The following is a 14,699-nucleotide window of genomic DNA, read 5'->3' as shown; positions in this document are numbered from 1 at the left end:
AGCACCAGGGACGGGAGGCCATCCTCGATGCCCCAGTACAGCCCCAGGCTTCAGGAGGATGTCCTGCCGTTCATGCCGTCGCCGGGCACTGAGCGCACTCAGCATGACGATCAATTGGCCCTGTTCGGACAGCCTCAGCGCGTCCGCATCCCCGCTGAACTCTGGCAGAGCTGGCTGGACGATCCGGCGATCGTGGCGCGCTTTGAAACCAAGCGCTACAGGCGTCCCGAACCCGCCTGCTGGATATGGACCGCGGGGATCTCCTCGACCGGTCACGGAAGCTTCCGCGCCGCCAGCCTCCCTGGCCGTTCCCGCCGCGGCACCGTCCCCGCGCACCTCTTCGCCTACCAGCTTGAACACGGGGTGATCCCCCGACTTGGCTGGTCCGGGGAAGACGACCCTTGCCTCTGCCACCGCTGCGACGAAGCCGGATGCGTCAACCCAGCTCACCTACGCCTCGGCACCAACACCGAGAACCGCGCAGAGTGGGCCCAGCGTCACCGCAACCCTCACGGGCCACTCGCTGACCTGCGGGGCGCCGCAGGCCGTGCCCGAGCCGTCGGGGCAGCTATCCGCGCCGGCATCACGGCAGGGGACAGCGCCGAGCAGATCGAACGGCGGATCCGTGAAGCCCGGACCGTCGGCGCACCGCTCACTCTGTGGTGAGGGACAACCCGTCCAGTTCCACTCCGATCGCTTGCCGCAGCGCGTCATGCTGCGAACCGAGGGCGAAGCGCTCATCACTCCATCGCTCACTCGGATACAGCCACACCGGCTTACCCACCAACTCGCCGGGCTCCCAATCGAACCGCGGCCACACGTGGGCATGCAGGAAGCTGTCGGTGTTGCCTAGGATCTCCAGATTCACGCGCCTGAAGGCAGGGTCCAGGCGGCGGCAAGCGCGTTCGACCGCTTCCCCGAGACGATCCATGTCGGAGAGGAAGGACATCCGCTTCGGCTTTGGCAGATCCGACAGCCGTTGCACATCCAGTTCATCGGCCAACAGCACCGAATACCCCGGAAGGAATTGGACGTCCCCGATCACCGCGAACCCAGCCTCCAGCCGTCGCAGCACAGTGGGGTTCTCGCCCCTCACGGCACTCCCGATCCGATCCTCACGCCAGTCATCCGTCATGGCGGGAACCTACACGGCAACGATCATTGGGTCCTTGTTGGCCCGTGATCCGTCTGAATACCGCAGCCCAGCAATAAGTGATCTCCACCAGTATTCAGGGCCGCCTCGCGGCCCGGCAGGACACGCACGGGCACGGTGCCGGGCCACCTGTACGGATACCAACTCGCGCATGGTGTCATCCCTCGACTCGGCTGGGGAACCGACAGCCCGACCGTCTGCCACACCTGCGACAACCACTCGTGCCAGCAGCCAACGCATCTCCGGTTGGGCACGGCTGCGGAGAACCGGGCCGAATGGCTGGCACGCCGCACAGACCCCGGCAGCCCCCTTGCGGACCTCCGCGGCCCGGCCGAACGCTCCCGCGCGATCGGTGCCACCATCCGAGAGGGCCTGGCGAACCACGAATCAGGTCAGGAAATCGCGGACCGCATCAGCGCAGCAATCGTGGAGGGCCGGCCGCTGAGCCTCTGGTGACCTCACGCTTCGGTCCCCAGAGCGCGCCGCGCGGCGATCTGAAACGCCTCCTCGAAGGGCCTCTTGGCCTCGAATGCCGCCATGAACTGCACGTCATGCTCGTTGAGTCGCCCTGTGCCCTGCTGGATCGCCGCGCGGATCCAGGCTCCAGTCAGCATCTCCCAATGCCTCATGGACCCGCGCAAATCCTCGGCGGCAGCCGCTACAGCATGCGGGCCGGCCATGGTGACGGCCGCGGAGGCCGCACTGAACTGCGTCCAGGCGTCGTGCACGCTCCGGAAGGCGCCCTCCCAGTCTTCTGCAGCGCCTTCACTGTGGAGTGAATCGGACGCCTTCCAGACTGCATTGGACAACTGCTTCGTACAGGTGACGAACCCCGTGTAGGTCTCGCGACGCAAGTCCGCGAGCCAACGCTTCTCCTCCGCACGATGCTGAGCATCGAGGGTCCGAACCTGTGCGCCGAGGGTGAGCAAGCCACCGCCAAGGCCGCCGACGGCACCGATCGCCGCGCCGAGTATCGCTGCAACGCTAGCGTCCACCTGACATCTCCCCCGTCCGCCTTCGACCGTCCTACCCTGGCACGTCCTGGCGCAGGCGAACGGACGGCCGGGACGCGGCCTGCGCTCTAGGGCAGGACATCGTTCTCGTGCTGTCTGCTGACTCCAAACGGCTCTCAGGCCACCCTGGAGAGATCACGCTTCACAGCAGCAGCACCCATAGCCCATTTGACGGCTGCCACGACCTCGTCATCCGAGGACTCCAGGAGATGCCCGTACCGGTCCACAGTCGTCGTGATCGACTCGTGGCCAAGGCGAGCCTGGATAACCGGCAGCGGGACCCTACTGGCTATCAGCCAGGACGCATGAGTGTGGCGGAGATCGTGAATCCGGGGTTGCTTGGTGAGGCCTGCGGCATTGGCGCCCTTCAGGGCGGGCTTCCATCGGTGAGCATGGAACACCCCGGAGTGCCAGGCGCCGCCTTCAGGCGCGGTGAAGACGAGGTCGTTCGGCTTCTTGCCCCGGCAGAGCCGCTGGAACATCTCTACTTGATCCGACGTCAGCACGAGGGTGCGGCGTGACTTCTTCGTCTTCGGAGCGCCGAGGAACGTCCCGCCCTCACCACGACGCTTCCACGCCCGCTGGACCCGCAGCGTCGGCCGCTTGGAGGCCAGAGTGAAGTCCTTCGGCTGTAGCGCCGTCACCTCGCCCCACCGGAGCCCCGTGCTCACGAGGACATCGATGATGTCCACCGCATCCGGCCGGAGGTGCGCACGGAGGAGGGCGTACTCCTCAGGTTCGAGGAATACCTCGTCGTCCTCGGCGTCACCGCTCCTAGGCAGCCGGGTGTGCGCGCAGGGGTTCGAGTCGCGGAGCGCCGGATCGGACTCCACGGCCGACTGCAAGATACTGAAGAGCAGGCCATGGAGGTTGGCAATCGTCTTCGCCGCATACGCGCGGCGTGCGGTCCCCGGCGCGTGCAGGGGGCCGGGGCGACCGTCCTTGAGATCCAGGATCCACCGGCTGACATGGTCACGGGTGATCCTGCTGCCGCGGTCCGAAACGGAGAGCTTCCCGAACCACGGCACCATGTGATTATCGATGAACCTCGTGTAGTTGATTCTCGTGTGGTCCGATATGTCGGTCAGCAGCCCCACGTAGTTGTGCGCGAACAGCGGGAACATTTCCGCGTCACTCACGTCCGGCTCACTCGGCTCGACAAACCCCTCCCCCTTGACCCACCCCGGGGGCCATTGCTGTCCGTGACCGTTGACCAGGTCGCGGAAACGTTTCGCCTGGTCCTCATCGTCGAAGGTCTCACGGCACCAGCACCCCGTCCGGGAGCCACCGGCCCGCCATACGACGGTATAAGAAGGGTCTCCGGACAGCCGGGAGTTGGTCTTGATCGAAGCCATGGAAGAAATCGTACGGGGCTTCGGTGTGGCGTTTGTGTGGCGAACGCCTTGACCGCGGTACGCTTGACGAAGCGTATCCGCAGGTCACGACGTTTCTTCTGTGTGGGGCGGGTGGGACTCGAACCCACGGCCGACGGATTATGAGTCCGCTGCTCTAACCGGCTGAGCTACCGCCCCATTACGGCGTGGCGCGTACACGTGTGCGCGCCGTCTGCCGCAGCATAGCCGCTCATACGATCTCCTGCCTCGGATGGTCGGCATCGCTGACCATGAGGACTGCGCCGTCGACGGGACGGTTCCACCCCAGCGGAAAACAACACGAAAAAGGGCCCCTGAGGGCCCTCTTCCGTCATGTGCTCCCCCGACTGGACTCGAACCAGTAACCCTCCGGTTAACAGCCGAATGCTCTGCCAATTGAGCTACAGGGGACCGCGCTCCCCCGACTGGACTCGAACCAGTAACCTGCCGGTTAACAGCCGGCTGCTCTGCCAATTGAGCTACAGGGGATTGCTGCTGTGCACCGAACGTACCCACCGGACCGTTCCCAGGGGGCGTGTGCTCGCTGCGACACATACATTAGCGCAAGCAGGGGGGTGCTCCGCCAATCGGTTCCGCCCCGGGTGATCACGCGCCGGCCGGGTAGGCGGGAAGCACCGGCACAAGGGAAGGCAGCCATGCGGTACAAGCTGACGTTCGTCGTAGGACTCGCTCTCGGTTATGTGATCGGCACACGTGCCGGTCGGGAGCGTTACGAGCAGTTGAAGAAGTCCGCCCGCCAGGTCGCGGAGAACCCGGCCGTGCGCAACGCGGCGGAGGCCGCCGCGCAGAACGGGCGGGATGTCGCGGGCAAGGCGCTCCACACCGTGAGCGAGAAGATGGGCGACAGGATGCCCGACGCGATGGCCCACCGGGTCCGGTCGCTGCGCGAGCGGAACGGAGCCGTTGAGGACGACTGGGGCACCACCAACACCTGACGTTCTCGCGTGCGGCACAATCGGGCCGTATGGGGATAGTCGCCGGTCTTGACAGCTCAGCCGCCTTCACGCGCATCGTCGTGTGCGACACGGACACGGGTGCCGTGCTGCGCCAGGGGTATGCGCCCCATCCGCAGACGGGTGAGGCGGGTGAAGAGACCAATAAGTACGAAGCCGATCCGCAGAGCTGGCTGCTCTCGCTCGGTGAGGCGGCGTCCGGCGGGCTGCTGGAAGGCGTGCAGGCCATTGGCGTGTCCGCCCAGCAGCACGGCCTGGTGCCGCTGGACCGGCAGGGCAATCTCGTACGGCCCGCGCTGATCGGCAATGACAAGCGGGCGCAGGTCGCCGCGGCGGATCTGATCGATTCGCTCGGCGGCCGGTCCGCGTGGGCCGAGGCCGTCGGCTCCGTACCGCAGGCCGCCCAGCCGGTGGCGAAGCTGCGCTGGCTGGTGCGGGAGGAGCCGGAGGCGGCCGCGAAGATCGCCTCGCTGCTCCAGCCGCACGACTGGCTCGTGTGGCAGTTGCTCGGGCGGCCCGCCCGGCGGATCACCGACCGGGGCGCCGCGTCGGGCTCCGGCTACTGGTCGGCGGCGACCGGCGCCTACCGCCCCGACCTGGTGGAGCTTGCTCTCGGGCACACGGCCGCGCTGCCCGAGGTGCTCGGCCCGTCCGACTCGGCGGGGACCACCCCCGAGGGGCTGCTCATCTCGGCCGGCACCGGCGAGACGATGGCCGCCGCCTTCGGGCTCGGGGTCTCGGTCGGCGACGTGGTCGTGTCGCTGGGAGCCTCGGGTTCGGTGATGGCCGTGCACCACGAGGCGCTGTCCGACCCGTCCGGGATGATCACCTCGTTCGCCGACGCCACCGGGATGCATCTGCCGGTGGTCCACACGGTCAACGCCGTACGGGCGCTGCGCGGCACCGCCGAACTGCTGGGCGCCGAGGACCTGGAGGCCCTGTCGGCGCTCGCCCTGACCTCCACCCCCGGCGCGTCCGGGGTGGTGCTGCTGCCGTATCTGGAGGGCGAGCGCACCCCGCAGCTGCCGCACACCGCGGGCACCCTGTCCGGGCTGCGGCGCGAGTCGATGAAGCGCGAGCACGTGGCGCGGGCCGCCTTCGAGGGCATGCTCTGCTCGCTGGCGGACGCCATGGACGTGCTGCGGGACCGCGGCGTCGAGGTGCGCCGGGTGTTCCTGCTGGGCGCCGCCGCCGAACTGCCCGCCGTCCAGGCCGCCGCCCCCGGCATCTTGGGCGCGCAGGTCGTCGTCCCGCAGCCCGCCGACTACGCGGCGGTCGGTGCGGCCCGGCAGGCGGCCTGGGCACTCGGGGTCTCCGAGGGGACACTGGATCCGCAGACGCCGCCCGCCTGGCAGGGCGCCGCCGCGCAGGTATTCGAACCGGGCGACGACCTCCCGGTGGGCCAGGCGGTCCGTAAGCAGTACGAGGCAACGCGTGACCAGATCCATCCGGGAGCGTTCGGCACGCCGTCCTGACAGCCGTGTTCTTGACCTCGGTTTGAGGAAAACGGTTCGTATCAGGTTGCGCGGTGCCGGAAACTGGGTTGGCCGGACACCGTCCCCTGCCTTGCCCTGCCCTGCCGGAAGCCCCGCCGGACCGCCGACCCGAGAGACTGCACGTGCTCATAACACTTCTGCGGACCTATGTGCGCCCGTACAAGAAACCCATGGCTCTGCTGGCGCTGCTTCAGCTGCTCCAGACCTGCGCCACCCTCTATCTGCCGACGCTCAACGCGGACATCATCGACAACGGTGTCGTGAAGGGTGACTCGGGTTACATCCTGAGTTTCGGCGGGCTCATGATCGCCATCAGCGTGGTGCAGGTGATCTGCAACATGGGCGCCGTCTACTTCGGTGCCAGGACCGCGTCCGCACTCGGCCGGGACATCCGTGCCGGCGTCTTCGACCGGGTGCAGTCGTTCTCCGCCCGCGAGGTCGGGCACTTCGGCGCCCCGTCCCTCATCACCCGGACGACCAATGACGTCCAGCAGATCCAGATGCTGGTCCTGATGTCGTTCACCCTGATGGCCTCGGCGCCGATCATGTGCGTGGGCGCCATCGTGCTGGCGCTCGGCCAGGACGTGCCGCTCTCGCTCGTACTGATCGCGGTCGTCCCGGTCATGCTCGTGCTGGTCTCCCTGATCGTCCGGCGGATGCGGCCGCTCTTCCGGAAGATGCAGGTCCGGCTCGACACGGTGAACCGGGTGCTGCGTGAGCAGATCACCGGCAACCGCGTCATCCGCGCCTTCGTGAAGGACGCGTACGAGAAGGAGCGCTTCAAGGGCGCCAACACCGAGCTGACCGATGTCTCCCTGGGGACCGCGCGGCTGATGGCCCTGATGTTCCCGACGGTGATGACCGTGGTGAACGTGTCGTCGATCGCGGTGGTCTGGTTCGGCGCGCACCGGATCGACAGCGGCGCGATGCAGATCGGGGCGCTCACCGCGTTCCTCTCCTATCTGATGCAGATCGTGATGTCCGTGATGATGGCCACCTTCATGTTCATGATGGTGCCGCGCGCGGAGGTCTGCGCCGAGCGGATCCAGGAGGTGCTCGGCACCGACTCCAGCGTGGTGCCGCCGGTCCGTCCCGTCACCGAGCTGGCCAGGCACGGCCATCTGGAGATCCGCGGGGCCGGGTTCAAGTACCCGGGCGCCGAGGCGTCGGTGCTGCGGGAGGTCGCCCTGGAGGCGCTGCCGGGTGAGACCACCGCGGTGATCGGATCGACCGGCAGCGGGAAGTCGACGCTGCTCGGTCTCGTACCCCGGCTGTTCGACGCCACGGGCGGCGAGGTGCTGGTGGACGGCACCGACGTACGGGAACTCGACCCCGTCCTGCTGGCGAAGACCGTGTCCCTGGTGCCGCAGAAGCCGTATCTCTTCTCCGGGACCGTCGCGACGAACCTTCGCTACGGGAACCCGGACGCGACCGATGAGGAGCTGTGGCACGCGCTGGACGTGGCGCAGGCCAAGGGGTTCGTCGAGAAGCTGGAGGGCGGGCTCAACGCGCCGATCGCCCAGGGCGGTACCAATGTCTCCGGCGGGCAGCGGCAGCGGCTGGCGATCGCCAGGACGCTGGTCCAGCAGCCGGAGATCTATCTCTTCGACGACTCGTTCTCGGCGCTGGACTACGCGACCGACGCGGCGCTGCGGACCGCGCTGCGGCGCGAGACCGCCCGGGCGACCGTGGTGATCGTCGCCCAGCGCGTCTCGACCATCCGCGACGCGGACCGGATCGTCGTCATGGACGAGGGCCGGGTCGTCGGGACCGGCAGGCACCACGAGCTGATGGACGGCAATGAGACATACCGGGAGATCGTGCTCTCCCAGCTGACCGAGGCGGAGGCAGCCTGATGGCCGGTCCTGGTGGACGCATGATGGCAGGACCGACCCAGAAGTCCATGGACTTCAAGGGGTCGGCCAAGCGGCTGCTGCGGCAGCTGTCGCAGGACCGCGCGGCACTGTTCACGATGCTGGCGGCGGTCGTCGGCAGCGTCGCGCTCTCGGTCGTCGGACCGAAGATCCTGGGCCGGGCCACCGACCTGATCTTCGCGGGGATCATCGGCCGGCAGCTGCCCGCGGGCACGACGAAGGCGCAGGCCCTGAAGGCCCTGCACGCCAAGGGCCAGGGCGCGATGGCCGACATGCTCTCCGGTGTGGACTTCACCCCGGGCAAGGGCATCGACTTCTCCCAGGTGGGCGAGATCCTGCTGCTCGCGCTGGTGGCCTTCGCCTGTGCGGGGCTGCTGATGCTCGTCACCACCCGGCTCGCGGCCCGGATCATCAACCAGGCCATGTACCGGATGCGTGAGGAGATCCAGGCGAAGCTGTCGCGGCTGCCGCTGTCGTACTTCGACAGGGCGAAGCGCGGCGAGGTGCTCAGCCGGACGACCAACGACGTCGACAACATCGGCCAGACGATGCAGCAGACCATGGGCCAGCTCATGAACTCGCTGCTGACCATCATCGGCGTGCTGGCGATGATGTTCTGGATCTCCTGGATCCTGGCGCTGGTCGCGCTGGTGACCGTACCGCTCTCGGTGCTGGTGGCCACGCGCGTCGGCAAGCGGTCCCAGCCGCAGTTCGTGCAGCAGTGGAAGGTCACCGGCAAGCTCAACGCCCACGTCGAGGAGATGTACACCGGGCACGCCCTGGTCAAGATCTTCGGGCGGCAGGCGGAGTCGGCCGAGGCCTTCCGCGAGCAGAACGACGCGCTGTACGAGGCCGGGTTCAAGGCCCAGTTCAACAGCGGCATCATGCAGCCGCTGATGATGTTCGTCTCCAACCTCAACTATGTGCTGGTGGCGGTCATCGGCGGGCTGCGGGTCGCTTCCGGCACGCTGTCGATCGGTGATGTGCAGGCGTTCATCCAGTACTCGCGGCAGTTCTCGCAGCCGCTGACCCAGGTCGCCTCGATGGCGAACCTGGTGCAGTCGGGTGTGGCGTCCGCCGAGCGGATCTTCGAGCTGCTCGACGCGGAGGAGCAGACGCCCGACGCCGACGCCTCCGCTTCCGGCACGGAATCCGGCGCGGAATCCGGCGTCGGCACGGCCGTGCACCCGGTGGCGGTCCGCGGCAGCATCGCGCTGGAGAAGGTCTCCTTCCGGTACGAGGCCGACAAGCCGCTCATCGACGACCTGTCGCTCGCGGTCGAACCGGGCCACACGGTCGCGATCGTCGGACCGACCGGCGCGGGCAAGACGACGCTGGTCAACCTGCTCATGCGGTTCTACGAGGTCACCGGCGGGCGGATCACGCTCGACGGGACCGACATCGCCAGGATGACGCGAGAGGAACTGCGCTCCGGGATAGGCATGGTGCTCCAGGACACCTGGCTCTTCGGCGGCACCATCGCGGAGAACATCGCGTACGGCTCGTCGCACGCCGTGACCCGCGAGGAGGTCGAGGAGGCGGCGCGGGCGGCCCATGCCGACCGGTTCATCCGCACCCTGCCCGAGGGCTACGACACGGTCATCGACGACGAGGGTACGGGGGTGAGCGCGGGCGAGAAGCAGCTGATCACGATCGCGCGGGCCTTCCTCTCCGATCCGGTGATCCTGGTGCTCGACGAGGCGACCAGCTCCGTCGACACCCGTACCGAGGTGCTGATCCAGAAGGCGATGGCCCGTCTGGCGCACGGCCGCACCAGCTTCGTCATCGCGCACCGGCTCTCCACGATCCGGGACGCGGATGTGATTCTGGTGATGGAGAACGGGTCGATCGTGGAGCAGGGTTCGCACGAGGAGTTGCTGGCTGCGGACGGGGCTTACGCGCGGCTCTACGCGGCGCAGTTCGCCCAGGCCGTGGTGGAGGTGGACTAGGTCCACCCGGGGGTGCGGGGTGCGGGGTGCGGGGTGCGGGGTAACTGCTCCCCGTACCCCGTCCGTTCCCGTCACCGGCGCTCAGTCCAGATAGCCCCGCAGCTGGTCCGCCAAGGCGTGGTCGCGCAGCTTGTTCAGTGTCTTGGACTCGATCTGGCGGATCCGCTCACGCGTCACCCCGAAGATCCGTCCGATCTCCTCCAGCGTGCGGGGCCGGCCGTCCACCAGGCCGTAGCGGAGCTGGACGACCTTGCGTTCACGTTCGCCCAGTGTGGAGAGCACCGCCTCCAGGTGCTGGCGCAGCAGCAGGAACGCCGCCGACTCCACCGGGGACGCCGCGTCGCCGTCCTCGATGAGGTCACCCAGCGCCACCTCGTCCTCCTCCCCCACCGGGGCGTGCAGGGACACCGGTTCCTGGGCCAGCCGCAGCACCTCCCCCACGCGTTCCGGGGTGAGTTCGAGCTGGGCCGCGACCTCCTCGGGCGTCGGTTCGTACCCGCGTTCCTGGACCATCCGGCGCTGGACCCGCACCACGCGGTTGATCAGCTCGACCACGTGGACCGGGACCCGTATCGTCCGGGCCTGGTCCGCCAGGGCGCGGGACATCGCCTGGCGGATCCACCAGGTCGCGTACGTGGAGAACTTGTAGCCGCGGGCGTAGTCGAACTTCTCCACCGCCCGGATCAGGCCGAGGTTTCCCTCCTGGACCAGGTCGAGCATGGTCAGCCCGCGGCCCACGTACCGCTTGGCGACGGAGACCACGAGGCGGAGGTTGGCCTCGATCAGCCGCCGTTTGGCCATCCGGCCGAGCACCACGAGGCGGTCCAGGTCGGCGGCGAGGCGGGAGTCGGGATCGGACGAACTCCCCAGCCGTTCCTCGGCGAAGAGGCCCGCCTCCACACAGCGGGCGAGGTCGACCTCGTCGGCAGCCGTGAGCAGCGGGATGCGGCCGATCTCCCGTAAGTACTGGCGGAAGAGGTCCGACGACGGGCCCCCGGTGTCCGCGGCGCGGGTGCGCGCGGGTGCGGGCGCTTCGTCCGGGTCCTCCACGACGACCTCGGGCTCGGGACGTCCCGGGCCGGGGACGGTCTCGGGATGGCCTGCGGCCGGGCCCTGCTGAGGGATTGCCGGGGCCACATCGGTTTCGGTCAGGGTCCGGGTCTGCACGGGGGCGGCCTCCAGGATGACTGCCGGATCGGGGGCGTGCGGCAGCGGGACGGCGGCGGCGGGGCCGCCTTCCGTCCCCCGGGTGGCGGTCGGTCTCGGGCCACCGCTGTCCAGTGTGGGGTACGACACAGCACGGCCACGAGAGGTGTGCGGTGACTTTCTGAGTCCGCTTCGTGACCCGGCGGTTACGGGAACGCCACCGGGCCGCCGGGAGCCCTGCGGACCCGTCCGGCGGCGGGCGGCGGGCGGCAGCCGGCCCGGCTCAGAGCGCGGCGGCGCCGTGGTTGCGCAGGGACTGGCCGTACTGCTGGAGGGTCCACAACTCGCTCTGGACCGCCGCGTACTGCTCCGCGTCGCCCTGTGTGGAGGCCCGCGCCAGCGTGCCCTGGACGTCCGCGATCCGGCGGTCGACCGCGCGCAGCCGGACGTGGACCAGCTGCTCGCCCGCGTACAGCTCGTCGACCGTGCGGCGCATGATCGGCTCCACGGCCAGCTCGGTGACCACGGCCCGGGCCGTGTCGTTCGGCGCCGCCGCGCGGACCCGGGTGAGGTACTCGAAGGAGTCGGTGATGCCCTCCTCGGCGCCGCCCGCCTCCATGATCGCCTCGCGTACGGCGGCGTACGGCGGGGCGGTGAACTCGTCGGCCCCGTAGGCGTCGAAGGCCGGGGAGACCAGCTCGGGGCGCTGGAGCGCCAGCTTCAGCAGCTCGCGTTCGGTGCGGTGGGCGGGGCTGCGGAGGTTCAGCGCGGGGCCGCTCGACGGGGGGCGTGGCGCCTCGGTCTGCTGCGGGGGGCGGCCGCCGCGCGAGGGCCCCGGTGCGTTGCCCCTTCCGCGGGCCCACTGCGCGAGCTGGCTGATGCGCTTGACCACGAACTGGGTGTCGAGGATGCCGACCATGCCGGCCAGCTGCACGGCGACCTCGTGCTGCGAGGCGCTGTTCTTGATCCGGGCCACCACCGGCGCGGCCTCGTCGAGCGCCGCCGCCCGGCCCGCCGGGGTCTCCAGGTCGTAGCGCGAGATGATCTGACGGAGCGCGAACTCGAAGAGCGGGGTGCGGGGTTCGACCAGGCCGCGCACGGACTCGTCGCCCTGCGCGAGCCGCAGATCGCAGGGGTCCATCCCGTCGGGGGCGATGGCGATGTAGGTCTCGGCTGCGAACTTCTGGTCGTCCTCGAAGGCCCGCAGGGCGGCCTTCTGCCCGGCCGCGTCACCGTCGAAGGTGAAGATCACACGGGCGCTGCCGTTGTCCATCAGCAGACGGCGGAGGATCTTGATGTGGTCGGTGCCGAAGGCCGTGCCGCAGGTGGCGACCGCGGTGGTCACACCGGCCAGGTGGCAGGCCATGACGTCGGTGTACCCCTCGACGACGACGGCCCTGCTCGACTTGGCGATGTCCTTCTTGGCCAGGTCGATTCCGTAGAGGACCTGGGACTTCTTGTAGATCGAGGTCTCGGGGGTGTTGAGGTACTTCGGCCCGTTGTCGTCGTCGCGGAGCTTGCGCGCGCCGAAGCCGACGACCTCGCCGCTGATGTCGCGGATCGGCCACATCAGCCGGCCGCGGAAGCGGTCGATGGGCTTGCCGCCGCGCGCCTCCTGGGAGAGGCCGGAGGTGATGAGCTCCTTGTCGGAGAAGCCCTTGCCGCGCAGGTAGCGGGTCAGGTGGTCCCAGCCCGCGGGGCTGTAGCCGACGCTGAAATGCGTGGCGGCGGCCTGGTCGAAACCGCGCTCGGCGAGGAACTTCCGGCCGATCTCGGCCTCGGCGCCGGCGAGCTGCTCGACGTAGAACTGCGCGGCCGCCTTGTGCGCCTCGACCAGCCGGATGCGCTCGCCGCGCTGGCTGTTGGGGGTGTAGCCGCCCTCCTCGTACCGGAGGGTGATGCCCGCCGTGCCCGCGAGGCGCTCGACCGCCTCGCTGAACGAGAGGTGGTCGATCTTCATGATGAAGGCGAGGGTGTCCCCGCCCTCCTGGCAGCCGAAGCAGTGGAAGAGGCCCTTGGCCGGGCTCACCTGGAAGGAGGGGGACTTCTCGTCGTGGAAGGGGCAGAGGCCCTTGAGGTTCCCGCCGCCCCCGTTCCGCAGCTGGAGGTACTCGGACACGACGGCGTCGATCGGGACCGCGTCCCGGACCGCCTTCACGTCGTCATCGTTGATCCTGCCTGCCACGGGTGAAGTCTACGGTCCGGCTCGGACACTCCGTGCGGGCCTGCCCGCCCGACCGGCGGCCCGCCCGGCGCCGGACCGCCGCCCGGGCGGGCCGGGGGCGGCCCGGCCCCGCCTGCCCCGGCTGCCGGACCGCCGCCCCTCCTGCCCCGCCCGGCCTCAGGTGCCCAGCGTGGCCAGGTCGACCGACGGGTCGGCGAGCGCCTCCGGGTCCAGCGTCGCGCCGGAGCGGATCAGCCGCTGGAGCTGTTCGGTGACGTCCCACACATTGACGTTCATCCCGGCCAGCAGCCGCCCGTCCTTCATCCAGAAGGCGATGAACTGCCGCTTCCCCGCGTCGCCCCGGATGAGCACCTGGTCGTACGAGCCGGGCGGCGCCCATCCCGAGTACTCCAGGCCCAGGTCGTACTGGTCGGAGAAGAAGTACGGGATCCGGTCGTACGCCACGCCTTGGCCGAGCATCGCGCGGGCCGCCGCCGGGCCGCCGTTGAGCGCGTTCGCCCAGTGCTCGACGCGCAGCCGGGTGCCGAGCAGCGGGTGCCGGGCCGCCGCGACGTCGCCCGCCGCGTAGATGTCCGGGTCGGAGGTGCGCAGCGAGGAGTCGACGGCGATACCGCCGCCGTCCGCCCGGTCGACGAGTTCCAGCCCCGCTGCCTCGGCGAGGGAGACACGGGGGGCCGCGCCGATCGCGGCGAGCACGTCGTGCGCCGGGTGCTCCTCGCCGTCGTCGGTCTGGACGGCCAGGACCATGCCGTCCTGGCCGGTGATCTCGGTGAGGCGGGCGCCGAAGTGGAAGCGGACACCGTGCTCGGCGTGCAGGTCGGTGAAGATCTGGCCGAGCTCCGGCCCGATGACCGCGTGCAGCGGGGTCTGGTGCGGTTCGACGACGGTGACCTCGGCCCCGTAGCCGCGCGCGGCCGCCGCGACCTCCAGGCCGATCCAGCCCGCTCCCGCGATCACCAGGTGGCCGTTGTCCCGGCCGAGTGAGGCCAGGACGTTCCGCAGCCGGTCGGCGTGGGCGAGCCTGCGCAGGTGGTGCACGCCCGCGAGTCCGGTGCCGGGGATGTCGAGGCGGTGCGGCTCGGCGCCGGTCGCCAGCAGCAGTTTGTCGTAGTGGATGGCCGTGTCGTCACCGAGGCGTACCACCTTGACGGCACGGTCGATGGAGACGACGGTCTGTCCCAGGTGGAGCTCGATGTCGGCCTGCGCGTACCAGGCGGTCTCGTGGACGTAGACGCTGTCGCGCTCGTCCTTGCCCGACAGGAACCCCTTCGACAGGGGCGGGCGTTCGTAGGGGTGGTCGCGCTCGTCACCGATGAGGATCACGCGGCCCGCGAACCCTTCGGTGCGGAGCGTTTCGGCGGCCTTCGCCCCCGCGAGCCCTCCGCCGATGATGACGAACGTCAGATGTGCGTCGACCACTTGATGCCTCCTTGGAGTGCTGGCGCCACTTGCGAGCGTCCCGCACGGAGTGTGATGGGGGAAGAGGTGTGAGGTGTTGAGGCTCACGCACGGTCAGGAATGGCCGGTCATGATGGC

The 14,699-nt window shown here is 69.3% G+C and carries 11 protein-coding genes and 3 tRNA genes; 5 read left to right on the top strand and 9 right to left on the bottom strand.

The annotated features are described in order from the left end of the window. Positions 1 to 27 precede the first annotated feature (27 nt). A complete protein-coding gene (locus tag OG285_RS24935; RefSeq protein WP_371792242.1) occupies positions 28 to 666 on the top strand; it encodes a hypothetical protein in 639 nt (212 codons plus the stop codon). On the opposite strand, the gene OG285_RS24930 is transcribed toward OG285_RS24935, so the two are convergent. From OG285_RS24930 to OG285_RS24905, 6 genes are all read right to left on the bottom strand, one after another. Next, positions 653 to 1,135 (bottom strand): diadenosine tetraphosphate hydrolase, encoded by a 483-nt coding sequence (locus OG285_RS24930; protein ID WP_371792241.1) that lies wholly within the window; start codon positions 1,133 to 1,135, stop codon positions 653 to 655. The genes OG285_RS24935 and OG285_RS24930 overlap by 14 nt on opposite strands. A 476-nt stretch (positions 1,136 to 1,611) precedes the next feature. Next, positions 1,612 to 2,148, bottom strand: coding sequence for a hypothetical protein (locus OG285_RS24925; protein WP_371792240.1), 537 nt, complete (start codon positions 2,146 to 2,148; stop codon positions 1,612 to 1,614). Between the two features lie 134 nt (positions 2,149 to 2,282). Beyond that, complete coding sequence (locus tag OG285_RS24920) at positions 2,283 to 3,521, bottom strand: tyrosine-type recombinase/integrase (protein WP_371792239.1); 1,239 nt, start codon at positions 3,519 to 3,521, stop codon at positions 2,283 to 2,285. A gap of 103 nt (positions 3,522 to 3,624) precedes the next feature. After that, positions 3,625 to 3,698 (bottom strand) — tRNA-Ile (locus tag OG285_RS24915). Between the two features lie 179 nt (positions 3,699 to 3,877). Then, positions 3,878 to 3,950 (bottom strand) — tRNA-Asn (locus OG285_RS24910). 5 nt (positions 3,951 to 3,955) lie between these two features. Then, positions 3,956 to 4,028 (bottom strand) — tRNA-Asn (locus OG285_RS24905). Positions 4,029 to 4,195: 167 nt separating this feature from the next. Here OG285_RS24905 and OG285_RS24900 point away from each other — a divergent pair. From OG285_RS24900 to OG285_RS24885, 4 genes are all read left to right on the top strand, one after another. Continuing rightward, entirely contained in the window at positions 4,196 to 4,495 is a 300-nt protein-coding gene (locus OG285_RS24900) for a YtxH domain-containing protein (protein ID WP_328317365.1), read from the top strand. A gap of 29 nt (positions 4,496 to 4,524) precedes the next feature. After that, the gene (locus OG285_RS24895) at positions 4,525 to 5,988 is read left to right on the top strand and encodes an FGGY family carbohydrate kinase (protein WP_371792238.1); all 1,464 of its coding nucleotides are present in this window, start codon (positions 4,525 to 4,527) and stop codon (positions 5,986 to 5,988) included. Positions 5,989 to 6,131: 143 nt separating this feature from the next. Beyond that, positions 6,132 to 7,865, top strand: a complete 1,734-nt coding sequence (locus OG285_RS24890) for an ABC transporter ATP-binding protein (protein ID WP_356825583.1) — start codon at positions 6,132 to 6,134, stop codon at positions 7,863 to 7,865. Next, the gene (locus OG285_RS24885) at positions 7,865 to 9,832 is read left to right on the top strand and encodes an ABC transporter ATP-binding protein (protein ID WP_371792237.1); all 1,968 of its coding nucleotides are present in this window, start codon (positions 7,865 to 7,867) and stop codon (positions 9,830 to 9,832) included. Before OG285_RS24890 ends, OG285_RS24885 begins: the two co-directional genes overlap by 1 nt. Positions 9,833 to 9,913: 81 nt before the next feature. On the opposite strand, the gene OG285_RS24880 is transcribed toward OG285_RS24885, so the two are convergent. The 3 genes from OG285_RS24880 to OG285_RS24870 form a co-directional block, all read right to left on the bottom strand. Continuing rightward, positions 9,914 to 11,128, bottom strand: a complete 1,215-nt coding sequence (locus OG285_RS24880; protein ID WP_371792236.1) for a sigma-70 family RNA polymerase sigma factor — start codon at positions 11,126 to 11,128, stop codon at positions 9,914 to 9,916. A gap of 133 nt (positions 11,129 to 11,261) precedes the next feature. Further along, on the bottom strand, positions 11,262 to 13,163 hold the full coding sequence (gene dnaG, locus OG285_RS24875; RefSeq protein ID WP_356825587.1) for a DNA primase: 1,902 nt from the start codon (positions 13,161 to 13,163) through the stop codon (positions 11,262 to 11,264). 156 nt (positions 13,164 to 13,319) lie between these two features. Then, a complete protein-coding gene (locus OG285_RS24870; RefSeq protein ID WP_356825589.1) occupies positions 13,320 to 14,582 on the bottom strand; it encodes an FAD-dependent oxidoreductase in 1,263 nt (420 codons plus the stop codon). Between the last annotated feature and the right edge of the window lie 117 nt (positions 14,583 to 14,699).

This window comes from Streptomyces sp. NBC_01471 (assembly GCF_041438865.1).
Lineage (GTDB): Bacteria > Actinomycetota > Actinomycetes > Streptomycetales > Streptomycetaceae > Streptomyces.
The sequence above is the reverse complement of the archived record's forward strand: the minus strand, read 5'-3'. Positions and strand labels throughout refer to the sequence as shown.

Bases quoted from the DNA above. Each gene is read 5' to 3' on its own strand.
- OG285_RS24920 (WP_371792239.1), bottom strand. From the start codon at position 3,521: ATGGCTTCGATCAAGACCAACTCCCGGCTGTCCGGAGACCCTTCTTAT.
- OG285_RS24895 (WP_371792238.1), top strand. From the start codon at position 4,525: ATGGGGATAGTCGCCGGTCTTGACAGCTCAGCCGCCTTCACGCGCATC.
- OG285_RS24935 (WP_371792242.1), top strand. From the start codon at position 28: ATGCCCCAGTACAGCCCCAGGCTTCAGGAGGATGTCCTGCCGTTCATG.
- OG285_RS24885 (WP_371792237.1), top strand. From the start codon at position 7,865: ATGGCCGGTCCTGGTGGACGCATGATGGCAGGACCGACCCAGAAGTCC.
- OG285_RS24900 (WP_328317365.1), top strand. From the start codon at position 4,196: ATGCGGTACAAGCTGACGTTCGTCGTAGGACTCGCTCTCGGTTATGTG.
- OG285_RS24930 (WP_371792241.1), bottom strand. From the start codon at position 1,135: ATGACGGATGACTGGCGTGAGGATCGGATCGGGAGTGCCGTGAGGGGC.